Annotated in this window: 24 protein-coding genes and 1 pseudogene; 5 read left to right on the forward strand and 20 right to left on the reverse strand. The window is 46.0% G+C overall.

Annotation, left to right across the window (positions count from 1 at the left end; translation table 11 throughout):
* Window positions 1-36: 36 nt before the first annotated feature.
* From FEK42_RS14850 to flgB, 17 genes are all read right to left on the reverse strand, one after another.
* Complete coding sequence (locus FEK42_RS14850; RefSeq protein ID WP_130209517.1) at window positions 37-546, reverse strand: chemotaxis protein CheW; 510 nt, start codon at window positions 544-546, stop codon at window positions 37-39.
* A 10-nt stretch (window positions 547-556) separates the two neighbouring features.
* Window positions 557-2,575 (reverse strand): chemotaxis protein CheA, encoded by a 2,019-nt coding sequence (cheA, locus tag FEK42_RS14855; protein ID WP_138211878.1) that lies wholly within the window; start codon window positions 2,573-2,575, stop codon window positions 557-559.
* A 1-nt stretch (window position 2,576) separates the two neighbouring features.
* Window positions 2,577-3,560, reverse strand: coding sequence for a flagellar motor protein MotB (motB, locus tag FEK42_RS14860; protein ID WP_135495490.1), 984 nt, complete (start codon window positions 3,558-3,560; stop codon window positions 2,577-2,579).
* Window positions 3,557-4,450: a flagellar motor stator protein MotA gene (gene motA, locus FEK42_RS14865; protein ID WP_135491825.1), complete on the reverse strand. Its 894-nt coding sequence runs from the start codon at window positions 4,448-4,450 to the stop codon at window positions 3,557-3,559. The genes motB and motA overlap by 4 nt, the downstream gene beginning before the upstream one ends.
* A 238-nt stretch (window positions 4,451-4,688) precedes the next feature.
* Window positions 4,689-5,426, reverse strand: coding sequence for an RNA polymerase sigma factor FliA (locus tag FEK42_RS14870; protein WP_135495491.1), 738 nt, complete (start codon window positions 5,424-5,426; stop codon window positions 4,689-4,691).
* Between the two features lie 174 nt (window positions 5,427-5,600).
* A complete protein-coding gene (locus tag FEK42_RS23210; protein WP_135491826.1) occupies window positions 5,601-7,253 on the reverse strand; it encodes a methyl-accepting chemotaxis protein in 1,653 nt (550 codons plus the stop codon).
* A 96-nt stretch (window positions 7,254-7,349) separates the two neighbouring features.
* Window positions 7,350-8,285 (reverse strand): flagellar hook-associated protein FlgL, encoded by a 936-nt coding sequence (flgL, locus tag FEK42_RS14880; RefSeq protein WP_135491827.1) that lies wholly within the window; start codon window positions 8,283-8,285, stop codon window positions 7,350-7,352.
* 36 nt (window positions 8,286-8,321) lie between these two features.
* Window positions 8,322-9,959, reverse strand: a complete 1,638-nt coding sequence (flgK, locus tag FEK42_RS14885; RefSeq protein WP_135491828.1) for a flagellar hook-associated protein FlgK — start codon at window positions 9,957-9,959, stop codon at window positions 8,322-8,324.
* Between the two features lie 99 nt (window positions 9,960-10,058).
* Entirely contained in the window at window positions 10,059-11,009 is a 951-nt protein-coding gene (gene flgJ, locus FEK42_RS14890; RefSeq protein ID WP_135491829.1) for a flagellar assembly peptidoglycan hydrolase FlgJ, read from the reverse strand.
* Window positions 11,009-12,070: a flagellar basal body P-ring protein FlgI gene (locus FEK42_RS14895; RefSeq protein WP_276606382.1), complete on the reverse strand. Its 1,062-nt coding sequence runs from the start codon at window positions 12,068-12,070 to the stop codon at window positions 11,009-11,011. The genes flgJ and FEK42_RS14895 overlap by 1 nt, the downstream gene beginning before the upstream one ends.
* A 68-nt stretch (window positions 12,071-12,138) precedes the next feature.
* Entirely contained in the window at window positions 12,139-12,852 is a 714-nt protein-coding gene (locus FEK42_RS14900; protein ID WP_135495492.1) for a flagellar basal body L-ring protein FlgH, read from the reverse strand.
* Window positions 12,853-12,907: 55 nt separating this feature from the next.
* Window positions 12,908-13,690, reverse strand: coding sequence for a flagellar basal-body rod protein FlgG (flgG, locus tag FEK42_RS14905; RefSeq protein ID WP_135491831.1), 783 nt, complete (start codon window positions 13,688-13,690; stop codon window positions 12,908-12,910).
* 23 nt (window positions 13,691-13,713) lie between these two features.
* Entirely contained in the window at window positions 13,714-14,451 is a 738-nt protein-coding gene (locus tag FEK42_RS14910) for a flagellar basal body rod protein FlgF (protein WP_135491832.1), read from the reverse strand.
* An 11-nt stretch (window positions 14,452-14,462) separates the two neighbouring features.
* Window positions 14,463-15,674: a flagellar hook protein FlgE gene (gene flgE, locus FEK42_RS14915; RefSeq protein WP_135491833.1), complete on the reverse strand. Its 1,212-nt coding sequence runs from the start codon at window positions 15,672-15,674 to the stop codon at window positions 14,463-14,465.
* Between the two features lie 33 nt (window positions 15,675-15,707).
* Window positions 15,708-16,421, reverse strand: coding sequence for a flagellar hook capping FlgD N-terminal domain-containing protein (locus FEK42_RS14920; RefSeq protein WP_135491834.1), 714 nt, complete (start codon window positions 16,419-16,421; stop codon window positions 15,708-15,710).
* 10 nt (window positions 16,422-16,431) lie between these two features.
* Window positions 16,432-16,836: a flagellar basal body rod protein FlgC gene (gene flgC / locus FEK42_RS14925; protein ID WP_130209545.1), complete on the reverse strand. Its 405-nt coding sequence runs from the start codon at window positions 16,834-16,836 to the stop codon at window positions 16,432-16,434.
* Between the two features lie 8 nt (window positions 16,837-16,844).
* A complete protein-coding gene (gene flgB / locus FEK42_RS14930; protein ID WP_135491842.1) occupies window positions 16,845-17,258 on the reverse strand; it encodes a flagellar basal body rod protein FlgB in 414 nt (137 codons plus the stop codon).
* 277 nt (window positions 17,259-17,535) lie between these two features.
* On the opposite strand from flgB, the gene flgA reads away from it, so the two are divergent.
* The 3 genes from flgA to flgN all read left to right on the forward strand — a co-directional run bounded on the left by flgA (window position 17,536) and on the right by flgN (window position 19,058).
* Complete coding sequence (gene flgA / locus FEK42_RS14935) at window positions 17,536-18,234, forward strand: flagellar basal body P-ring formation chaperone FlgA (RefSeq protein ID WP_135491835.1); 699 nt, start codon at window positions 17,536-17,538, stop codon at window positions 18,232-18,234.
* Between the two features lie 68 nt (window positions 18,235-18,302).
* Window positions 18,303-18,596 (forward strand): flagellar biosynthesis anti-sigma factor FlgM, encoded by a 294-nt coding sequence (gene flgM, locus FEK42_RS14940; protein WP_135491836.1) that lies wholly within the window; start codon window positions 18,303-18,305, stop codon window positions 18,594-18,596.
* A gap of 15 nt (window positions 18,597-18,611) precedes the next feature.
* Window positions 18,612-19,058, forward strand: a complete 447-nt coding sequence (flgN, locus tag FEK42_RS14945) for a flagellar export chaperone FlgN (RefSeq protein WP_135491837.1) — start codon at window positions 18,612-18,614, stop codon at window positions 19,056-19,058.
* A gap of 122 nt (window positions 19,059-19,180) precedes the next feature.
* Here flgN and flhC read toward each other — a convergent pair whose 3' ends face one another.
* Together flhC and flhD are read right to left on the reverse strand one after the other, a co-directional pair.
* Complete coding sequence (gene flhC / locus FEK42_RS14950) at window positions 19,181-19,732, reverse strand: flagellar transcriptional regulator FlhC (protein WP_130209553.1); 552 nt, start codon at window positions 19,730-19,732, stop codon at window positions 19,181-19,183.
* A gap of 10 nt (window positions 19,733-19,742) precedes the next feature.
* Window positions 19,743-20,090, reverse strand: coding sequence for a flagellar transcriptional regulator FlhD (gene flhD / locus FEK42_RS14955; protein WP_135491838.1), 348 nt, complete (start codon window positions 20,088-20,090; stop codon window positions 19,743-19,745).
* A gap of 1,079 nt (window positions 20,091-21,169) precedes the next feature.
* On the opposite strand from flhD, the gene FEK42_RS14960 reads away from it, so the two are divergent.
* On the forward strand, window positions 21,170-22,300 hold the full coding sequence (locus tag FEK42_RS14960) for an RNA-guided endonuclease TnpB family protein (RefSeq protein ID WP_135491839.1): 1,131 nt from the start codon (window positions 21,170-21,172) through the stop codon (window positions 22,298-22,300).
* Between the two features lie 179 nt (window positions 22,301-22,479).
* Here the strand turns inward: FEK42_RS14960 and FEK42_RS14965 are convergent, their stop codons facing one another.
* Window positions 22,480-23,112, reverse strand: a complete 633-nt coding sequence (locus FEK42_RS14965; RefSeq protein ID WP_135491840.1) for a response regulator transcription factor — start codon at window positions 23,110-23,112, stop codon at window positions 22,480-22,482.
* A gap of 344 nt (window positions 23,113-23,456) precedes the next feature.
* On the opposite strand from FEK42_RS14965, the pseudogene FEK42_RS14970 reads away from it, so the two are divergent.
* A pseudogene (locus tag FEK42_RS14970) lies at window positions 23,457-24,565 on the forward strand (IS3 family transposase).
* The last annotated feature ends 39 nt before the right edge of the window (window positions 24,566-24,604 follow it).

Genomic DNA, 24,604 nt, shown 5'->3' on the forward strand with positions numbered 1-24,604 from the left:
CTGACCTGTAAGCATAAAAATTACTAAAGCAACATTTTAGTCAACTGATATTTCTGCTGTACGCTCAACCAATTGCATTTCTTCACTGTTAAGCAATTTTTCAATATCTACGAGAATAAGCATTCTGGAATCAAGCGTACCTAAGCCAAGCAAGTAATCCGTAGCTAATTTTGCGCCACTAAAATCAGGTGCCGGGCGAATTTGTTCGGGTGACAAGGAGAGCACATCAGAGACACCATCGACCACTATCCCAACTATTTTATTAGAAAAACTTAACACGATAACGACTGTGTTTTCATCAAATGCGACAGTGTCGAGATGAAATTTAACGCGAAAGTCAACTACAGGTACAATAACGCCGCGAAGGTTTGTCACACCGGCAATAAAATCAGGGGTATTCGCAATGCGTGTAACACGTTCATAGCCGCGAATTTCCTGAACCTTTAATATCTCGATCCCATACTCTTCTTGTCCAAGAGTAAAAATTAAATATTCATTACCGACATTTTCTTTTGCCGACTGCTTATCGTTATCTGTGAGTTTCATAATGTATTCCTTAATTGAGAACCTTGCCGGAATCCACTATTGCAGGCGTCATTGCTGTTCTGGAATAAAGCGCAGCAACATCCAGGATCATAGCTACGCTGCCGTCCCCCAGAATAGTGGCAGCAGCAATTCCCGGCACCTTACGATAGTTTTGTTCGAGATTTTTGACGACAACCTGATGCTGACCAATCAGTTGATCAACCAGTAGCGCATAACGAACGCCAGCACTTTGCACGACGACCGCAATACCTTCATTTACACTCTGTAAATCACTCTGGATACCGAAAAGATTATTCAGCTCTATGAGGGCCAGATATTCCTCTCTGACTTTCAATACCAGCTCACCGCCGGACATTCTGTTTAACGGCATTTCCAGTAACATCAGCGATTCCATCACTGCGCCAAGCGGAAGAACATAAATTTCTGACCCAACGCGTACAGACATACCGTCCAGAATTGCCAGCGTCAGAGGTAATATTATCCGGATAGTGGTTCCACGCCCCTGCTCTGAATGGATTGTCACATGGCCGCCCATATCCTGAATGTTTCGTTTCACGACATCCATACCAACGCCACGACCGGAGACATCGGTAACTTTCTCTGCGGTGGAGAAACCCGCTGCAAAAATGAGCATCCAGACTTCTTCATCGCTGGGGTTATCACTAATAGCGACGCCCTGCGCATGAGCGCGATTAAGGATTTTTTCTCTGTTGAGGCCGGCGCCATCATCCACGACTTCGATAACAATATTACCGCCGTGGTGCTCTGCCGATAGCGTCAGGCTACCGGTAGCAGGTTTACCATTAGCGAGCCTGACATCAATCGGCTCAATACCGTGATCCAGACTATTACGTACCAGATGTGTAAGAGGGTCGATAATGCGTTCGATTAAACTTTTATCCAGTTCAGCAGAACCGCCCCACAGCGTCAGTTCTACCTGTTTATTTAATTTATTAGCAAGATCATGAACTAAACGCGGAAAACGGCTGAAGACATATTCCATCGGCATCATACGGATCGACATCACCGATGCCTGCAAATCCCGTGCATTACGTTCGAGTTGCGCAATACTGTTAATCAGCGAATCGTACTGAGCAGGATCCAGCCCCGCAGATAACTGTGTAAGCATGGTCTGGGTGATAATAAGTTCACCGACCTGGTTAATTATCTGATCTACTTTTTCTACGGCGACACGAATACTACCGGATTCAGTACCTTGTTTACGGGATTCGCTGGCACCACGCAGTTTTCTTGCTGGCGCAGCGCCAGTCGGGGAACTGGCTGTTGCAGAAAATCCACTATCGTTTGTTTCTCCCGCAACACCGCCTGTATCCGGACAGGTATTTTCTACAAAATCGTCATCACAAACATCAATTGTGATTTGTTCTGGTTCCAGAATAAAACATAATACCGCCAGAATATCATCCGCAGCGGTAGTGGTAAGCATACGAGCCTGCAGGCTGCTTTTCTCAATTTTAAGATCCTGCAACTCGCCAAGATTTTTAAGTTCCTCAACAAGAGGTTCGAAATCCTTTTCTCCCAGATCCCTGAGGGTAATCTTTAAAATATCTTCTCCCGTTCCTGTATCTTTTTTACTTTCTTTTATCGGCTCGGACTGAGTGTTGTTATTAACAGTGCCCTCCCTGGATTCCAGGGCCATCTGTCTCAGTGCCTCGCAAATATACCGGTAGCTGTCCTCATCCGGCGAGCGGGAAGATTTATATGCATCAAGTTGATCCTGCATAATATCCTTACTTTCTAAAAAAAGATTAATGATGCCTTCATTGAGCTGGAGTTTTCCGCTGCGGGCATCATCCAGAATATTTTCCAGAATATGCGTTGTTTCCTGCAATATGGTAAAACCAAATGTCCCCGCGCCGCCTTTAATCGAATGAGCGGCCCGGAAGATAGCGTTCAGGCTTTCCTTATCAGGCGTTCGCGGATTAAGCTCAAGCAAATGCCCTTCCATATCTGCCAATAGCTCATCGGCTTCATCAAAGAAAGTCTGATAAAAATCGCTGATATCCATCTTATTTCGTCTTCTCCTGAACAGGAATTTCGGACGCGGGGTGTAACGGCGGGTTAGCGGTGCCAGGGTTGCTGGATGGCGCAATATCAGATGTACTAGATGGCGCAAAGGTTTTTTGTTCTGTCACATCACTGTTAAGCAACTTATCCTCGTTCATAATTTCTTGTTCTTTCTCTTCACTCAGCACGAGGATACTGATGCGACGGTTGACGGGATCGTCTTTCGCTGTACCGGTCTGATTCATACTGTCAGCATCACCGATAACCTGTAAGAATTTGCCAACTTCCAGACCATGATTAATAAGTATCCTTCTCGCCGCGTTAGCACGATCAACGGAAAGTTCCCAGTTGCTATAGCCAGCTTCACCGCCAGCATAAGGCAACGAATCAGTATGTCCGGTTACCATTATGTGATTCGGTAATTGGTTCAGAACAGGCACTAATGCCTCCAGAATTCCGACCATATAAGTTTCCGGTGTCCAGCTACCGACTTTAAACATCGGGCGTTCCTGGCTGTCCGTTATCTGTATCAACAGTCCATTCGGGGTCAACGATAAGCGTAAATTTGAACGGAATTTGTTCAGACGGGTGTCCGTCTTCATGATGCCTTGCAGCTTTGACTCTGCATGCTTCAGCGTTTTATTTCCCGAATAGAAATGATCTTCCTGCTTTTGCAAAACAGCTTTCTGAACTTCCCCATCCTGATGAACAACATCCTCGCCACCGCCAGGAATAACACTTTGGCTCTGACTACTTTTGTCGCCATGTTCGGCCATAGGTACGCCGATAGGTATTTTAAAATACTCAGCAAGCTGATGACGCTGTTCTGGCGTTGAGGAAGAAACCAGCCACATAACCAGAAAAAAGGACATCATGGCAGTCATAAAATCGGCATAAGCGATTTTCCACGAACCACCATGTAAACCTTCTTTTTTATTACCTGAGCGTCTTACAACAATAATGTTGCCGGTCCCGTTGTTCTTCATGGGGCCTCACCTGTGGAAGAATTATTGGCCGAATATTTCGCCTGGCGAACATGTTCCTCAAGCTCGGCAAAGCCCGGACGTTCGCTGGTAAAGAGGGTTTTTCGACCGAACTCAACCGCAATTTGCGGCGCAGAACCATGAATACATGACAGCAACGTGGTTTTAATACACTGAAGCATTTTTATTTGCTCGGCACTTTTCTGCCGTAACAGAGACGCCAGCGGAAGCACCAAACCATAGGCCAACAGGATCCCTAAAAAGGTTCCCACCATCGCATGGGCTATCAAAGCACCAAGTTCAGCGGCGGGTTTGTCTACTGCGCTAAGGGCGTTTACGACCCCCATAACGGCCGCCACAATACCGAATGCCGGTAAAGCATCACCTGCAGTCTGCAAACTGTGAACCGTTGTTTCATATTCCATTTCGCAGGTTTCAATTTCCTCATCCATTAAAGATTCCATTTCAAAGGCGTTCATACTGCCACTGATCATCAGTCGCAGGTAATCAACCATAAAATTCATCACGCTTTTATCTTTCAATAAGCGGGGATAAGAAGAAAAAATATCACTGCTTTCAGGATCTTCAATATCATTCTCCAGTGACATTAACCCTTTTTGACGTCCTTTACTTAGCAGTAAAAACATCATGGCCAGTAAATCCATGTACATTTCTTTTGAATAAAGTGCCTTAGCCCGGAATAAGACAGGAAATGTTTTGATAGTTGAACGAATAGCCTTGCCATTATTACCAACGATAAATGCACCCAGACCTGCGCCAGCGATAATCACAAATTCGGTAGGCTGATATAATGACATCAGATATCCTCCGGCGAGGACATAACCACCAAACACAGTCAAAAAAACTACAAAATATCCCAATAAAACAAGCATGTTCGCTCCTTACCATCGGTCATGCCTGGTATAAAAAAGGCTGACAGAGATGTTCACTACGATGAAAAACTACCGAACATCCCGACGACAGCGCAAACAACGACAATGAGAAATCTCTATCGTGGTAATAAAATCACGATAGGCGAATGCTCATGGTTGCATATCTGTACAGGAGGTACGACAATCACATATTAGATAATAATATCTGTAACTGAATGACCAACCTCAGGACATCTAGTTATTGCAGATTAATATCTGCATGCATTTCAAGCCTTGCTCTTAATCTTTTGATTATCTGACTGTGTAATTGGCTGATGCGTGTTTCTGTAACAGATAACAAGAGGCCAATCTCTTTCATATTAAGATCCTGCTGATAATACAGGTTTAATAGAAACTGCTCACGCTCTGGTAACAGCTGAATTTCTTCGCTAATTTTCTGCATAAGATCTTTACGCAGAATATCATTCAGAGGATTTTCCTCGTCAGTTTGACATTCAGAAAGTTCAAACCCTTCACCCCCATCTTCCATCAGCTCATCAAGCGAACATATCAGGCTTGAATTTGTTTCCTGTAAAACAGTCTGGTAATCCTGCAGCGACATTTCCAGTTCGGCTGCGACTTCTTGTTCTGTCGCTGCATTGCCGGTTCGCTGTTCCACGCGAGCTATCGCAGCGCTAACTTCACGCGATTTTCGCCGTATGCGGCGCGGCGCCCAGTCATTTTCACGCAGTTCATCAATGAATGCCCAGCGAACACGCTGCGCCAGAAAAACTTTCAGTTTCACCCCCATACTGGGATCAAACTGATCGACTGCGTTCATCACTGCTATTGCACCTGCCTGCATCAGGTCATCCAGTTCAACCCCGGCAGGGAGTCGAGCTTGCAATTTAAGGGCTTCGTGGCGTACCAATCCGCCAAATTGCGCCCATAAATTACTCTTATTATATGTTACAGCCAGATTATATAACCCCTTCACTTTACCATATTCCGTATTATTACAATGAAGGCTTATTATTCGACATTCCCGGGCAATCACATAGCCTGATAAAAGCGATTAAAGTGAAACATATCAGAACTTCAATAATCAAAAGTAAATTCATTTTTATATACCTAATAATTATCCTGATATGTATCTTGTTATTATTTTAATTTAGAACGATTCCCACTCATCATCTGACTGAATTGGTGTTTTTTTCGATACATCAGGTAATACATGTTTTCTGGTTTGTTTTTTAACATTCCAGGAACGTTTATCTTTTTCTTCTTCGACAACAAAAGAAGAAACCATATTATCCAGTTCCCCGGCATTCGTTTCGACATCACTGGTGGTTTTAGCGGCCTGCTCTACCATCGCCGCATTTTGTTGCGTAACCAGATCCATTTCATTGATTGCCTGCGCAATCTGGCTTATGCCGATACTTTGCTCATCAGAAGCTGAGGTTATTTCTGCCATGATATCAGTAACCTGAATGACAGATCTGACGATCTCCTTCATCGATTCCCCGGCGACAACCATTTCCTGAGAACCGGTATTCATGTTGGCGACACAGGTATTAATCAGTAAACGAATCTCTTTTGCTGCATCTGCGCTACGTTTAGCCAGGTTGCGAACTTCACCGGCAACAACGGCAAACCCGCGCCCCTGTTCACCTGCACGCGCCGCTTCTACTGCCGCGTTCAACGCCAGAATATTGGTCTGATTAGCAATGCTGTCGATAACGCCGTTGATATCTGCAATCTGACGAGAACTATCTGATATTTCACGCATAATTCCGTCAAGATTACTCATCACATCACCGCCGTTGCGTGCGCTAATGCTGGCGCTCTCTGCAAGTTGTCTGGCGCTGTGGGCGTTATCGGCGTTCTGACGAACGGTGATTTTTAGCTCTTCCATACTGGCAGCAGTTTGCTGAAGTGCAGAAGCCTGTTCTTCCGTACGTGATGACAAGTCATTGTTACTATTAGCAATTTCATGAACATTATGGTAAATCTGCTTCACGCCGCCACGGATGCCATTAACCGTTTCCGTCAGCGACAAACGCATTTTTTCAACTTCAGCCAGCATTAAGCCGATTTCATTCAGATTACCAATTTTTGTCTGATGGCTCAGATCGCCGCTGGCGATTGCCCTGAACGCCTCTTTTGCCATATCAAGTCGTTGAAAAAGATTGCGTTTCAACCAGATCCGCGAAATTAAAAATATTACAAAGCCCAGCAATAGCGTGATCACCGAGATGGTGGTTATTCTTTGCGTTTCTATGTCTGACTCGACATTAAATTTGCTGGTAACACGGGCGGCTTCGTCCAGATAAGCGTCAATACTGGTGCGTAGCGCATGTTGCACATCCATATCGTCAGCAACGATATTGCCTGGATAATCTTCCGGATGCGTGATGAATCCCATTTTATTGGTTTCTCTGTCCAGAGCATCCTCAAAGCTTTTTTTGACAACCAGCGCCCGGTTATGTTCTTCCTGGGTGGTGAACGGCTTATCCATAAACTGGCTGATTAGCTTACGTGATTTATTTAACACATCACGATAAGTATCTATTTCATCCTGAGTAATTTCTTGTTTGGTAATATTATGCATCATCAGCGAATTAATTCCGCTGAAACTGTCAAGCGTATAGATAGCCGCCATCATCAGAGATTCATTTTTATCCAGAGATAAGATAGCTCTGTCAAAATTCCTTGATGCGTTATTTGAGTTCACATAACTCAAACCGGATACCAACACGAGAAATAAGATGAACATACCCAGCAGGATATTCATCCAGGTCGAAATATTAAAGTGTTTTAACATGATTTCTTAACCAAAGTAAAAAATACCCTACTGGTAAATGATTACCCTAATAATAGCTATATTTACCCTTCCCTGAATCAGGTCTGGGTTAAATATTTACCCAAGCGTTTTGAATATAGAAAGCTGCTGCATTGCCTGAAAAACGCTCATGGATGAATTTAAAGCAAACTCAGACATTTTCGATTCAGATAATACGCTGATCATGGTGTCCCAGTCAGAACCGGTTGATTCCTGCAGTCGACTCTGTACGGTAATCGCCTGAGTATCAGCACTGCTTCCCAGCGTTTCCAGCTGTTGCAGACTTGAGCCTACACGCGCCTGGATTTTTCCCAGGTTATCAATGGCTTTATGTACATCAGTATTGGTTTGCCCAATTGTCGCTTCAAACGTTTGACGATCAGCGCTGGTCGGGTTTTCTGGCAGATTATTTAACGCATCAATGGTTTTCTGTAGGGATTGCAGGATATTATCCCCCGTTCCCGCATCAGTCGGGAAAAGCGCATCACCTGTCGTACCGACCTGCATTTCCGTACTGTCGGACACATTCTGCGTCATTGCCGTCGTACCGCCAACGTAGCTACCATCGACTTTAAACGGTGCTGCACCTGTTTTATAGCCCGCAAAAATGTACTGTCCGTCACTGTTTTTGCTGTTCGCCAGGTCGAGCAAACGGCTGCGGATCCCGGATAACTCTGTCGCCAGCGCTTCGCGGTCTGCTTTGCTGTACGTTTCAGATCCCGCCTGAACAATTTTTCCGGAGAGGTCTTCGGTCAGTAAGCTGGATATAGACGTCAGCGTGTTATCTTCCTGCCCGAGGGCATCCTGAGCATATTTTCTTGCAGTATCAAACTCACCCAGACGTGAAAGCGCATTTTGATACATCACCGCCTGAGATGCCTGACCCGGATCGTCAGACGGTTTTAACAGGGTCTGACCAGCAGAAAGGCGCACGGAGAGATCGTTATAATTGGTCATGGCTTTAGACATACTGTCTAACTGACGCTGATACATAAAACTGGTGCTAAGGCGCATAGCGATTATCTCAAATATAATATTGTCAGTTACGTATTATTTAAGGCTTAACAGTGTGTCAAAAAGACTGTTAGCTGTTTTAAGCACTTCGGCATTGGCCTGATAATATTGAGAAAACATCTGTAAATTGACGTATTCCTCATTCATATCCACCCCGGAAACCGCCTGCTGTTGCATTGCCCACTGGTCACAGGCTTTTCCGGCGGTATCCTGTTCTGCCTGAAGGGTGCTGACCGTCGATCCCACAGAGCTTACCAAGTTGGCATAAGCGCCGGTCAGGGTCATATCACCGACAATATTTTCATCCTTAAGGCCAATCAGATTCTTAATATTTTCGTTGTTGTTCACGTCTGTCGGATCAGCCGAACTGGAGGCTGCAATCCCATCACCATCGGTAATCGCTACCTTGATGCTATCTGCTGCGCCAGAGACAGGATTCAGCGTGAAGCTGTCACCATTATTGGGTGTTCCTGTCGGCGTTACGGTGATGCCATCAAAGGAAAGCGAACCACCAGGTCCGGCGGTTGTCGTAACGGCTTTGCCTTCGCTGTTTTTAACTTCCCAGGCATTAGAAGTACCATTCCAGGTGATGGTATAATCCTCGGCGTTAACCGCTGAGGCGTTATCTATGGTCACCCCCAGGGAAGCACCGCCGCTATTAGAGTTATAACCTGTTGCCTGCGGAGCACTGAGACTGAAAATATCACCGCCGGCATTACCGTTATGATCAAAGCCAGCTTTATTGACCTCGTTGAATTTCGACGCCATTTTCAGCGCTAACTGATTAAGCTGATTACGGGCATCCACCAGATCGGTATTACGGAATTTAAACAAACCGCCGAGATTACCGGTTGTGGCATCTTCATCCAGCGGCTGGGGATTACCGGTTGCATCAATGTAAGCAACTTTCATCTGAGTAGGATTTTTATCTGACGGGATAACTTTTAAATTGCAGGACTTGCTGTCATTGACCAGTGACATGCCATTTTGCATTGAGACATTTACACTGCCCGTTTCTTTATTTTCCGTGACGTTAATGCCGATCTGCGTACTCAGTTTACTTAGCAGTTGATCGCGTTTATCGAGCAAATCGGAAGGCATTCCGCCCGTCTGACCATGAATCTTCTCGATCTCCGCATTCAGTTTTGCTAACTGAGTAGTACAAGAGTTGATATCGTCAACGCTTTGGCTGATTTGCGTGTTGGTATTTTTATCAAGGCCGTTCAGGGTCTTGCTGTCGGTACGAAACTGATTAGCAAGGGCATCAAATTGCGACAATACGCCCTGGCGCGCAGCCGGATCGGTCGGGTTTTTACTGACCCCTTCCATCGCCGTAAACATATTGCCAAGCGTCGTAGAGATGTTATTAGTGTCATCTCCTAACATGTCATCTATCTGGCTGACCTGCTGATAGCGGCCCTGCATGGTGCTAAACTCTGTTGTTGCGCCACGTACCTGGTTATTCAGGAACCCATCATACATACGCTGAACGTCATCCACGGCGACACCATAGCCAAAAAAACCATAATTAGTAGACTGACCGCCCGCTTCCCCAAACAGGATATTTTGACGGCTATACCCTACCGTTACGGCATTCGTCAGGTTGTTTCCGACCACGTTAAGGGCACACTGCGCCGCACTTAATCCATTCTGAGCCAGATATAATAAATTCATAAAGTACCCGCCATGTAGACGCTGATTGAAATCTTTAGGTTATAAAAAACGCTGCTTTATTAATAAATCGGCCTGAGTGAAATTCCCTAAAGGCCGTATTTAAAATATTGATGAAAGGTCCGTGGTATAGGCGTTCACAACTTGATCAGACTGACCTTTAACCTGATGAATAATATTAATTAATTTATGTGCATATGAAGGATCGGTTGCATAACCGGCTGACTGAAGCGCTTTTGCCGCCGCCTCTGGTTTTACGGCATTGCAGACATGGCGGTAACGCGGGTTATTAACCAGTAATGAAGCATAGTCCTCCAGCGCCTCCGCATAAGAGGGATAAACCTTAAATCGCGCTTTGGTTTTATTGGCCACGCCATTTTTATATTCTGTGGTGGTAATTTCCGTCGTTTCACCGTGCCAGTCAGATGCGGCTTTTATGCCAAACAGGTTATGGCTGGGTTTGCCGCTTTGCGTGGGGATTTCACGATTTCCCCAGCCTGATTCGAGCGCAGCCTGCGCAATAATAAGCTGATGCGGGATGCCACTTTTACGGGCCACGGCCAAAGCGGGTTGCAGCAAGCGCGAAATAAAACTTCCCCCTTCTCGCATCGCCGTTTCGGGCAAATTCCGAACGGCACGAGGCACTAATTGCGATAGCGAGAAAGGGTGCGCCGGTGAATGAGGCAGAGCCGCATTAAAATGCGACGTAGACGGAACAAAAGGCTGAGAAGTGGCGGTATGCGGATGAAGACCACCGCCCATCTGGGCGACTATCTGATCCGCAAATCCCAGTCTCCCCGTTTGCGCGATATTCTGCGAAATTTGCTGATCGAACATCGAAGTAAACATCGCAGACTGTTGTGAATCCATCGCCCCACTTCCCAACGAGGCGTCGCGCATACTTTTCAGCATCATCTGTACAAACAACCCTTCGAGCTGTTGTGCCGCCACTCTCAGACCGTTTGCCGAATTACTTTTTACGTCCCGCTTAAGCCCGTCAAGGCTATGTTCATCAAATGCGGCACCATTAGATATCATTGACAAGCTGTTCATTAATTAATCTCCAGACGTGCGTGCAGGCAACCGGCATCATCCATTGCTTGCAGGATCGCCATCAAATCATTAGGCGTTGCGCCAAGACTGTTCAGCGCACGTACGACGTGGCTTAAATCGGCACTGGTGCTGACACGTTGCAGAGAGCCGCCCTGTTCACGAACAGAGACTTGAGACTCCGGCACAACCACCGTCTGTCCGCCAGCCAATGGCGTGTTCGGTTGGCTCACCTGGTTGGTATGAGAGATATCGACACTCAAATCGCCTTGGGCAACAGCACAGGTATCAAGCGTGACATGACGATTAATGACCACCGATCCGGTACGGGAATTGATAATGACGCGAGCATCTCCGGAACCAGCCTGTAGTGACAAATCCATAACCGCTGCCAGGAAACGGACTCTGGCAGCCGCGCCATTTGGCACATACAGTTTTACCGTCCGCGCATCTTCAGCCACCGCAGCGGAATAGAAACGGCGATTAATGGTGTCACTGATCTTCTGGGCAAGGGAGAAGTCACTCTCGTTAAGCAGCAGTTTTAACGGACTCTGGCTGGCATAATTCATCGGCACTTCACGTTCAACGGTTGCGCCGTCGGTAATGCGTGCGCCGTTGAGCTGATTCACCTGTACGCTGCTTCCACGACTCTGAGCACCGGCACCGGAAACCAACAAGTTTCCCTGCGCCAGCGCATAAATCTGATTATCCGCGCCTTTCAGCGGCGTCATCAGCAATGTGCCGCCACGCAAACTTTTGGCGTTCCCCATCGAAGAGACAACCACATCAAATTTTTCACCCGCTCGGGCAAAAGGCGGCAGCTCTGCCGTTACCATTACTGCAGCAACGTTTTTCAACTGCATACTGGAACCAGGCGGGACGGTGATCCCCAGCTGCGAAAGCATGTTGTTCAGCGTCTGCGTCGTAAACGGTGTTTGCATGGTCTGGTCGCCTGTACCATCCAGACCAACGACCAGACCGTACCCCATCAGAGAGTTACCACGCACACCTGACAACGACGCCAAATCGCGGATACGCTCTGCCCTGACCGACAGGGAGAGCATAATTAACAATAAAAGGCCGGTCAGACGGGTAAATTTATGCCAAAAATAACGATTCATCACCGGCACCTTTAGAACGGAGAAAGATTCAGGAACAGACGCTGTAACCAGCCCATTTGTTCGGCTTCGTTGATGTAACCGTTACCAACATATTCGATACGCGCATCGGCAACCTGCGTGGAAACCACCGTATTGCTACCACTGATCGTCCGTGGGTTAACCACCCCGGTGAAACGGATAAACTCAGTACCCTGGTTTATCGCTATTTGCTTTTCTCCGACCACGCGCAGGTTGCCGTTGGCGAGGACATCGCTGACCGTGACGGTGAGCGTACCGCTGAAAGTATTTCGAGCAGCCGCACCGCCTTTACCCGAGAATTCATTTTTGCCGCTGATATCCGCATTAGCCCGATCGCCACCAAACAATCCTTCTATAAAGTGCGGAATGGTCTTGAACGAAAGTCCCGTCGAGCCGCCATGAGAGGAATTGGCAGACGAACTTTTGCTGGCACTGACATTTTCCTGCAACACGATGGTCAACGTATCACCCACATTTCTTGGGCGACGATCTTCAAACATCGGCTGAAAGCCATAATTCATCGTGCTGCCAGGCTGAAAAATCGCGCCATTATTAGCAGGCTGATACGGGATCTGCGGCGTCACAGATGTTGCCCCTTCGACCAACGGTTTATGAGGGAGATACGCGCATCCTGAAAGGAGCGCCACCAAGGCAACATGCGTTAACAGACGCCGCAGTAAGCGGCCTGAATCTATCGGATAGGTCATAACGATCACATAATAAAAAAAAGCCGCGAAACCACCTGCGGCTCAAAGGCACAAATCAAAGCTGCGTTAAACGCTGCAGCATCTGGTCCGAAGTAGAGACAGCTTTGCTGTTAATCTCATAGGCACGCTGAGTCTGAATCATGTTGACCAGTTCCTCGGCCACGTTGACGTTAGACGTTTCCACGTAGCCCTGTCGCAGCGTACCTGCGCCATTCTGACCAGGCGTTGTTTCATTCGGTGCACCGGAAGATTGCGTCTCCCGGTACAGGTTTTCACCAATGCTTTCCAGTCCGGTATCATTGATAAAAGTACTCAGGGTAAGCTGCCCAACCTGTTGCGGCTGCGCCTGCCCGGCAATGGTGACGCTGACGATACCGTCGTTGCCGATGGTGATAGATTTCGCATCCTGCGGTACGTTTATCGCCGGTTGAACCGGATAACCGCTGGCAGTCACCAGTTGACCGTTCTGATCAAGCTGGAATGAACCATCTCGGGTGTACGCCGTGGTGCCATCCGGCATCATAACTTGCAGGAATCCATCCCCTTCAATGGCCACATCTTTCGAGTTGTTGGTCTGAGCCAGGCTACCCTGGCTGTGAATTCGCTCAGTGGCTACCGGTCTTACCCCTGTTCCTAACTGTAAACCGGAAGGAATAGTGGTTTGTTCAGATGACTGAGCGCCAGGCTGGCGTAGTGTCTGGTACAACAGATCTTCAAATACAGCTCGCTGACGTTTAAAACCATTGGTGCTTACGTTAGCCAGGTTGTTGGATATGACATCCATATTGGTCTGTTGTGCTTCCAGGCCCGTTTTTGCAATCCACAGGGAACGGATCATGCGTTATTACTCCTTACCAGTGATTAGCTGGCGCTCAATAACTGATTAGCGTTACGTTCATTGTCATCAACGGTTGTGATGACCTTCATATTCATTTCAAAGCTGCGTGCCGTGGTGATCATGTTCACCATTGAATTGACGGGGCTGACATTACTGCCTTCCAGCATTCCCGGCATAAGCTGCAGACTCGTATCCGCCGCCAGCGAACTGGCGTCACTGGTATGGAATACACCGTCATCGCCGTGCTGTAGTTCGCCAGGCTTCGCATTAACAATCTTGATGCGGCCGGTTTGCGCCACGGCGGATGGTTCTTCACCGGCGCCCAGCGCAGAAATAGTGCCGTCCGGCGCGATAGTTAACTTTGCCTGAGTGGGTACGGTCAGCGGACCGCCATCGCCCATCAGTGGCAGACCACGGACTTGCAGTTGCCCGTCCGCCGTCATCTGGATATTGCCGTTTTTGGTGTAACCTTCGGTGCCATCGGGCAGTTGTACTGCCAGCCATCCTTCTTTTGGCAGCGCCACATCCAGCGTGCGGTCGGTTTTTTCGACTGTTCCCGAGGAGTAGTCACTACCAGGAGTCGATTCGGCCACCAGCGTGCGGGTCGCCATTGACGGGCCGTCTACCGGAACGGCACGATAAGCGGCAATCTGTGCACGAAACCCCGGCGTCGAGGCATTAGCCAGGTTATCAGACACCACGGCCTGGCGATCGAGAGCCGCCGTTGCGGCCCCCATAGCGGTATATATCGCGTGATCCATGTCTTAAGCCATTAACCCAGGTTAACCAGCGTTTGCAGGACTTCAGACTGTGTTTTGATGGTCTGAGAGTTGGACTGATAGTTGCGCTGATAGACGATCATGTTGACCATCTCTTTACTCAGATCCACGTTTGAAGCTTCCAGTACGTTACCGCGCAGCGTGCCGAGGTTCCCGGTATCAGAAATACCAACGACCGGCTGGCCGGACTCCGGGCTCGCAGACCAACAGTTGTTCCCTGCTGCCTGCAGCCCGCCCGGGTTGGTGAAGTTAGCCAGAACAACCTGGCCCAGTAACTGCTGCTGCCCGTTGCTGTAAGAAGCAACAATCTGGCCGTTATCGCCAACAACATAGCCGGTCATCGTACCCGGCGCATAACCTGTAGTTACCGGGCTATCCATGGAGTTATCGGAGGCTTGTTGTGACAGATTGTCTAAATTAAGATCGAAGTTAAGTGGTGCGGCACCATTAAATGAAGCACCATCGACTTTCAGATTAGCGGGGATCGTGTTGAGCTTTCCGCTGGAATCAAATGTTATGTCAAGTTGTTGCGGTGCCGCAGCGCTCGGAGCGGTGTGATCATCAGAGTAGACGGACCATTTGTTATCGGCTGTTTTTACAAAATAAACATTGATTTCGTGCTCGTTACCCTGGCTGTCATACGCATTCACCTGGGTGGAGTAGTTATAAGAAGCACTATCGGTAATGCTGAAAGGATGAAGTTTCTGGTCAATTGTTTTACTGCCGGAATTCAGGTTACCGCTCAGGCTACCTGAATTAGAGGCTTTTGCTGACATCGCGCCCGTTGGGATCTGCAGAGGCTCAACCGGTGAACCGACCGGGATAGTTGGCGGTTCACCGCTGGCCTTATAACCGCACAGTTGCATACCCTGACTGTTCACGATATAGCCATTGGCATCGGTTTTAAACTGACCGTTACGGCTATAAAATATTTTTCCCGCTTCGGTTTCCATACGGAAGAAGCCGTTACCCTGAATACCCATATCCAGCGGGCTGGCGCCAGCGCCAAGAACACCATCGCTGAAATTCTGATCAACGCCAGCGACCTGAACGCCCATACCGATTTGCGAACCAGCAAACACATCGGCAAATGAAATAGAGCCGGACTTAAACCCGACAGTTTGCGAGTTGGCAATATTGTTGCCGACGACGTCCAGCGCCTGTGATGCGGCGTTTAACCCGCTAAGACCTTGTGAAAAACTCATTTTATTTCCCGAAAAACAACATAGTGAAATTGATTATTCAATGAGATAGACATTGGCCAGAGTGGCCGTCTCATCATTACCTAACTGCAGAACAGCCCCTGTCTGGGTGAAAGAAACACTGTCTACTTTTGATTTTTTCAGCGACACAATGTCAGGAGTGCTGCCGTCCGGATTGGTCGCGGAATACGAAACGGTAAAATTCGTATCGCTTACTGTGCGCGGATCGGAAGGCTCGAAATCACTGAGATCGTCCAGGGTATATTCATGCACGCCTGCTTTAACATCTTTCAATTTTCCGGTGTAAGCATTTCCTGCATCATCAGTCAGCGTGACAGTGACGTCGCTCGCATCCTGATCAACAGAGAGCGCAAACTGATTATTGCCACCCTGTGCGGTAGAAACAGTGGTATCACCTTCTACCAATACCTGGCGCCCTACCCATTCGGCAGCGTTCATCTGCTGCATACTGGTAACCAGCATCCCGACACTATTCACAGTGCCATTCAACTGCTGTACACCCGCCGCCGTATTAAACTGCGCCAGTTGGGTCGTAAGCTGGTTGTTATCCATCGGATTGGTGGGGTCCTGATTCTGCATTTGCGCAACCAGCAACTGCATAAAGTTATTCATAATATCTTCGGCGCTGCTGCCATTGGTGGCGGAGGTCGCGCTATTACTGGTCGCTGCTTCACTGGCTTTATTTGCTGCGGCAGAACTGCGTTGTGTCATGACGGGTAAAACCGACATTACTATTTCCTTACTGACCCAAAGTCAGTGTTTTGAGCATCATGGTTTTAGCGGTATTCATTACGTCGACATTGGCCTGATAACTGCGGGAAGCTGAGATGGTATTAACCATTTCGCCCACCACATCGACATTCGGCATATGGAGATAGCCTTTGTTATCTGACTGAGGGTTGTCAGGGTCATAGACCAGACGATCCGGCGCATCGCTTTCCACCACATCACTGACTTTCACTCCGCCGATCTCCTGATCCGCAGCATGATCAACGCTAAAAATGACCTGTTTGGCTTTATACGGTTTACCGTCCGGCCCGGCGATACTGTCGGCATTGGCCATATTACTGGCGCTGACATTCAGACGCTGAGACTGGGCGGCCATCGCTGAACCGGAAATATCAAAAATACTTAGAAGTGACATAATTTTATTTATCCCTGACTAACAACCGTCATCATGTTTTTAATCTGTGATGTCAGAAACGTTAAACTGGACTGATATTTCACTGAGTTATCTGCAAAATTAACACGCTCACGATCCATATCTACGGTATTACCATCAGCGCTGGGCTGATCGGGTATACGATAAAGAAGTCGCGGATCACTCATTAAATGCGTACTGTCAGCAATATGTCTTTCAGAGGTGACTGTCAGACTCATATTATTGTCAGTCGCCTGACTGCGGTTAACGGCTTCCTTTAACTGTTGCGAAAAATCGATATCCCGTGCGAGATATCCTGGTGTATCAGCATTCGCGATATTAGAAGCAAGGATGCCCTGGCGTTGCGTCAGCAGACTCAGCGCATGCTGCTGAAACCGGAATTCACTGTCGAGTTTATCCAGCATGAGATAAAACCTTTCTTGTTTATTAACAATATTGCGGTGCATTTTATGGTGAGTGGTCTAAAAAACCATAACGCAAATATGCGACAGCAATGACGTCAATTAACCAGATTGTTCCCCAAAATGGCATACAAAAAACACTTTGATATATTTTGAAATGTCTATCCTGCAAACAAACGCTTTTACGGCATCACATTAGCGAGTAAAAAAATTGCTTCTCAGCATATATTATTGTGCATGTCTTAAGTCGAAAGTTTTTCTGACGAAAGGTCGATAACAAATGTTATTTAAACGTGTACCCCTCGTTTTATTACTTTTCCTGATCGTTTATCTTAATCTGACAATCCTGGCTCATGCATCACAGTCAACCGGTCAGTCGCTGTCGTCGCGTATCGCATTGCTGTTGGCCCCCTATAGTCAGGGAATGCCACAATTACAGATTACGATCCTGACCCCTACCACTCAACTGGCAACTCTTTGTGGAAACCCGGCATTACGTTTACCTGGCAATTCAAAAAAACTAAGCGGTAATCACAGCATTATTGCCTCTTGTGGAACACATCAGAAATTCATCCAGGTTTCTGTAAGTGCCACGGCGACATACTGGCTGGCAGCACATGAACTTACACCAGGGCAAACGGTAAGTCAGAATGATATCCAGTCACAGCGAGGGAATATCGACCATCTTCCAGCCGATCTCATCCTCGATCCACAGAAGATTATTGGTGCAACGCCAACCCGATGGATACAACCAAATCATCCTCTGACTTTCAGCGAACTACGCCAGCAATGGGTGATCCACACAGGTGAAAAAGTTGATGTGATGACCAAAGGCGATGATTATGAGATTCATACCACCGGAAAAGCATTAGACAATGCAACCCTCAGAGAGTCATTTCGCGTACAAATGCACTCCGGGCAAACCCTGCTGGCGACAGCCGTAGGTAACGGTAAGGCATTTATCAGCCAGAACGACTGACTTCAGTTATTTCCCTGTACGCCGATATACATAGTACCCATTCATTATTATTTCGAATCAGGATAACTATGAGTATCGAGCGTATTTGCCAGACCTCTCCTGTACAGGGAGCTGACATCCGACAATCAACGGATTCACGTCAGCCTCAACCGCAGGGTGGATCACTGCGATCCGACGATCAAGATGCCAGTGTGCATGTTGAATTAAGTCATCTGTCTGACATATTTACCTCAGATGATTCCAACGATGTAGACCACGCCCGCCTCGCCAAAATCTCTGCGCAAATAGCCGCCGGTGAATTAACCTTGGACAGTGATCATATCGCCACCCGGTTGGTTGATGAGATTATTCGATTTTCATAAACCAGGAGTAACAAAGTGAAAGATCAGTTAGAAAAAAATCTTATTAAATTGCAAACACTTCTTGATGAACTGGAAGGTACCTTGCTGGAAGAAGTTTCCCAGCTCAGCCGCGCGAGAATAAATCCAGTCTCGCTTCAGGTTATCTCTGATAATAAAAGTCGTTTGTTGGCTGCAATTAATTTTTATGATGAAGAACGTAAGCATGCAGAAAAAAATGCACAGCTTTATATTCCTTATAAAAATAATGCCAGATTTGCCACTCGTTGGGAAGGGATTACTTTGGTGCTACGTCGTGCAAGTGATTTGAATCAAAGGAGTAATCAATTACTCGAAATCCATATGGAAAGAGTAACCACTCTGCGAAAATTAATAGTTCAGACTGGAAATATGCCATCACTTTATGGAGAAGACGGCGATCATTCTCATCATCACGTTGGAAATAGTTACCGGATTTCTGTATGAGTCTGGTGAAGATAGCAGCCAGAAAACCTCTGTCACTCCACGTCTTTATAATCGCCACCATCCCTGCCATTCTGTGCATTTGAAATCCACGGATGGCAGGAAGATATGCGTATTAGTTTTCATTAAATCTCATGGCTTACATGTTCAATTGATTGTTCTTTCATTTTTTTGCTTGCGCGAGAAGGCGGAAAACACAGGCTACAGGTAAAGGTGTGCAAACTGTATCCTGGTGTTGTGACAAAACTGCCACCGCAACCGCAACAACGCGTCAATTCTACCATTCCGCAGTCAATGAAGCGTAACAGTGTCCAGGCTCTGGTTAAGCTCAGGATAGACTTTTCACCGGATTCTTTCTGAATCTGGTCCAGATACAGTCGGTAAGCTTTAAGCATGACTTCAACAGGACGGCCAAAGTTTTTCTTTTGCAAAAAGCGATAGATGTTATAGAAAATCGAAGAATGAATGTTCTGTTCCCATGACATATACCAGTCAGCAGAAAATGGCAGCATACCTTTTGCAGGCGAACACCCTTTAATTTCTTTATAAAGTCTTAATAACCACCGACGACTCAGGTTAGTTTCACTTTCAAGAACCTGCATTCTTGCGCCAAGATTAATCAGCTCCATTGCAATTTGAGCATCCTTAACTTCATTAATAATGCTTTTATCACTCATAATCGTACCCTCAGACGGCAATGTTTTTCTGTTCTGACAATGAATCCAGTAATTCTGTGGAAAGAATAATTCCAGTGTGAATACGTTGCAGAGCATCAATCCTTGAATCTCTGGTTAAACAATTAAGTATCATTTCACTGTCTATACGTAGACGACAAATTAATTGTCCAGTAGACGATAATTTAATCAACTGAGGAAGAGATAAACCCACCAGAGATTCCATTGTCGCTTCATTTAGTCCCAGTCTGAAGCCGGCAGATATTTTATCCTCCAAAATTAATCGTTGTGCCAATAAAAGGTAAGTCAGATTAAAATCATGGATTGCTTGTGATTGTTCAGAAAGTTCAATCGCATTCATTATGTTATTTCTCCAGACAGACTCTTATTGAGCCCAGCTATTAATATTTAGACACAAAATAAAACATTATATTATCGCCTGATTCTACTGAACACATCAGGTTGGGTTACTGATAAATATTTAAAGATGACTGCTTCAAAATAATATCCTAGTGTTGGGAAACCTATGGTTTTCTGCTATTAAGTGCAAAAAATCATCTACCATATTATTTTAAAAGAAAAAAATCATAGTATATACGCAGACATGCCACTCCTATGATAGGTCGAGATAGCATCACAGCACTGTGAGGATGATTTCAATTTTACATAAAAGGTCATAACTCTTATGAATGGTGATAACTATGGGTTATTTCTAGAAAAGCAAAATGTCGTTGAGTTATTTCATGAGTTAGATTTTAAACAAATGATATCGCTATCAAAAGACCTTAGGAATCATTTTATGATAAAATATTATTCTAATACAAACAACATGTTACGTGTGTATTATACAAACATTCCTAATGATATTTAAGTTGTAATTAAGTATCTTGTACTAACAAATTATACTTTACAGTAAATTCAACTGGCTTAAAGAAATTTCATTCTTAAAAGCTGTCATCCACCTTTCAGTTGAGTTATCAGACAAATACCCATTTTTGTATGCATTGCCGATTTTCGTTGATATCAGGTTATTCAGACAGGAAAGACAGTGAAGCGATAAACTTTGGCTGGAGTATCTCAGACGAAAACGTCAGGGGCTGCATCACCAGTCAGCAGGGAATAGCAGGACGAAAAGCGTTATGAAGAGCTCTTCAGACGTCTGGAAACAAAATGGGGACCAGTAAATTGTTAAGCGACTAAAGACAAGGTCTGGCAGTAACACAGAGGTTATGTAGTGGGCGACGACTATTGTGTCGGCTCTCTCTTTTTCCAACGGCGGGCTGACATGTGAAGAATCAGAGTGCGGTTATTGTTCTTGCCGTAGAATAGTGGTCAATATCATCAGAATGCCTCCGGGAAACCTCGGCCTTCAGGCCGGGGAGGAAAGGAGGCGGTTTTCCGGCTAACTGTATCACATTTTCCTCTTTAGTATGTGAACACATGAAACGCGCATATAAATACCGGTTTTACCCGACAACTGAGCAGGCTGAGCTTTTAACTCAGACGTTCGGCTGTGTGCGCTTCGTCTACAATTCCATCCTTCGCTGGCGTACCGATGCGTACTACGAGCGAAAGGAAAAGAGCGGTTATCTACAGGCCAACGCTCGCCTTACGGCGCTCAAAAAAGAGCCTGAATACATATGGCTGAATGATGTTTCCTGCGTTCCCCTCCAGCAGTCGTTGCGCCACCAACAAGCCGCCTTTGCTAACTTCTTTGCCGGACGAACTGCATATCCGGCTTTCAAAAGCAAACGGCACAAACAGGCGGCTGAGTTCACTGCTAGCGCGTTTAAATACCGTGACGGCGAGTTGTACATAGCAAAGAGCAAGTCGCCGCTGGATGTTCGCTGGAGTCGCGAATTACCATCTGTGCCGTCAACCGTTACCATTTCCAGAGATAGCGCTGGCAGGTACTTTATTTCCTGCCTGTGTGAGTTTGAACCTGTATCAATGCCTGTGACCGCTAAAACGGTCGGCATTGATGTTGGCTTAAAAGATTTATTCGTCACCGATACCGGATTCAAAACCGACAATCCCCGCCACACCGCTAAATATGCGAAGCGATTAACGCTGCTACAGCGCCGTTTAAGCAGGAAGCAAAATGGCTCAAGAAACCGTATTAAAGCCCGCTTAAAGGTCGCCCGACTCCACGCGAAAATCGCAGATTGCCGGATGGACAATCTGCACAAGTTGTCCCGCAAACTGATTAACGAAAACCAAGTTGTTTGCGTCGAATCCCTCAAGGTGAAAAACATGATCCGCAACCCGAAGCTGTCTAAAGCAATAGCTGACGCAGGCTGGAGCGAACTTGTTCGCCAGCTCCAGTACAAAGGCAAATGGGCCGGGCGGACAGTGGTCGCCATTGACCAGTATTTTCCGTCCTCAAAACGCTGTAGTTGCTGCGGTATCACCATGCAAAAAATGCCTCTTAATGTTCGTAAATGGCACTGCCCTGAATGTGGCGCAGACCATGATCGCGATATTAACGCGGCACGTAATATTAAAGCTGCCGGGCTGGCAGTGTTAGCCCACGGAGAGCCTGTAAACCCTGAATCGCAGCACGCGGCTTAGGTTCGGCTCGTTGAAGTGGGAATCCCCGTCATTCAGGACGTGGAGCAGTCAAATGACCACTACAGTGACAGTATTCTGACAACTCTTTCCTGGACAGGCTCTTACTCTTATGGAGTTAAAAACACCCGAAACGAGCGAAATTTATACTAACTACCAGGGCTATACCTTTCCCTTATACTCTATATGGTACATACACCCATTCTCAGACCTACTTTTAGAAGTTCAATTCCACTATGAACATCCATTTTTTTCATAAGATTTAAGCGGTGTGTTTCAACAGTTTTATTACTGACGTCCAAAATTTTTGCGATATGTTTATTTGTTTGCCCATCTGCAATAAGTTGCAGAATTTGTCTTTCACGCATTGTCAGAAAATTACCAGGGACGGGTTTTCTTGTGACGGGCGATGTCTGAAGCAAACCATCATCAAAATAATGAGTATTATTATAGATATTTTCAATCGCGTGGTTTAAATTTTCAGGAGGACTGGTCTTCCAGACAACTCCCATTGCACCGGCATCAATGAATTTATTTGCATCTATATATGTTTTTTTTTCCATATATGATATTAATTTTGATTTTATTCTCATAGAGTGTATCCAGCGTATAAGTTCAATGCCCCCCAGACCGTCAGAGAACTCACCAAGAATCAATACATCTGGTTCATATTGTGAACAATACTCAGCTGCACTCAGAGCATCAGTGAAGGTAGATGATACTTCATAAATAGATGGATACTTTGATAAGAATGTTACTATTCCCTTTAACATCAGTGGATATTTATCAGCTACCACCACACTAATTTTCTTCATTGTCTTCTTCCTTTTCCGGCAAATCCCTGGATCACCTTATAAAGTTTAGGCGATTAACCCTGTTGATTGTAAATAGAACAAGTTATATAGTCATGATGGGAATATGATTTATAGTTCATAACTGCTTTTATATTTTTCTGATAATTTATTAATAACTATGTGCTTAATATAATAAGCTCTGTTTTTATTTTTATAAATGTATGATCTCAATTCTTTTTGTTGTTATTCATTCAATGCTATTGAGTTATTTTTAATGATATTTATTTGTTGTTTGGTAATCCCCCCGAAAAACCAGTGCATGCATAAGTAGAATTTTCTCCTAACCTGAATGCAGGGGGATTTCTATGAAGCGATCACGTTTTACTGACGGTCAGATCATCACCATTCTCAAACAGGCTGAGGCGGGGGCACCGGTTCCTGAACTGTGCCGGGAGCATGGCATCAGCAGTGCCAGTTTTTATAAATGGCGCTCAAAGTTTGGTGGGATGGATGCGGCACTGATGAGCAGACTGAAAGAACTCGAAGAAGAGAATCGTCGGCTGAAAAAAATGTATGCCGAAGAGCGACTTAAGGCCGAAATTATTCAGGAAGCAATGGCAAAAAAGTGGTGAAGCCATCAGACCGGAAGCGGATGGCGCAGTATGCGGTAGAACACCGGGGGCTCAGTATCCGTCTGGCCTGTCAGCTCTTTGTCGTCAGCGAATGTTGCTACCACTACAGGCACTTACTGAGTCAGGAAAATCAGATAATTGCCGACTGGCTGGTTCGTATCACAGACAGCCAGCGAAACTGGGGCTTTGGCCTGTGTTATCTGTATCTGCGCAACGTAAAAGGCTTCGCCTGGAACCACAAAAGAATTTACCGGATTTACTGCGAACTGTCGTTGAATATGCGGATAAAACCTAAAAAATGACTGAAACGTGAAAAGCCTGAACCGCTGAGTGTACCCGCAGGCAGTAACGAGAGCTGGTCAATGGATTTTATGCACGATCAGTTGTCAGATGGTCGCACCGTCCGTCTGCTGAATATTATCGACGATTTCAATCGTGAGGCTCTGGCGATAGAAGTCGATTTTTCCCTTCCGGCCAGTCGGGTAGTCAGAACTCTTGAGCAGCTAATTGAATGGAAAGGAAAACCGGCATCGATTCGTTGTGACAACGGCCCAGAATACTCAGGTAACACACTGATAATATGGACTGAACAACAAAACATCATCCTCAATTTTATTCAGCCGGGGAAACCGCAACAGAATGCTTATATTGCGCGTTATAACCGGACAGTCCGTTATGACTGGCTGGGACATTATCTGTTTTATTCGCTGAGTGAGTTACAGGCATACGCCACACAATGGCAATGGTTCTATAATCATGAGCAACCGAGTATGGCACTGAATGGCTTCACACCGATGCAGCATATTCAGCGCTTAACTGATTCTACTTATCTACCCAGTTAAAAACGGGGGATTACCAATTTTGATCTCCTCCCTGAAAAC

The sequence above is a fragment of the Escherichia sp. E2748 genome, from assembly GCF_005781125.1.
In the GTDB taxonomy this organism is placed as follows: domain Bacteria; phylum Pseudomonadota; class Gammaproteobacteria; order Enterobacterales; family Enterobacteriaceae; genus Escherichia.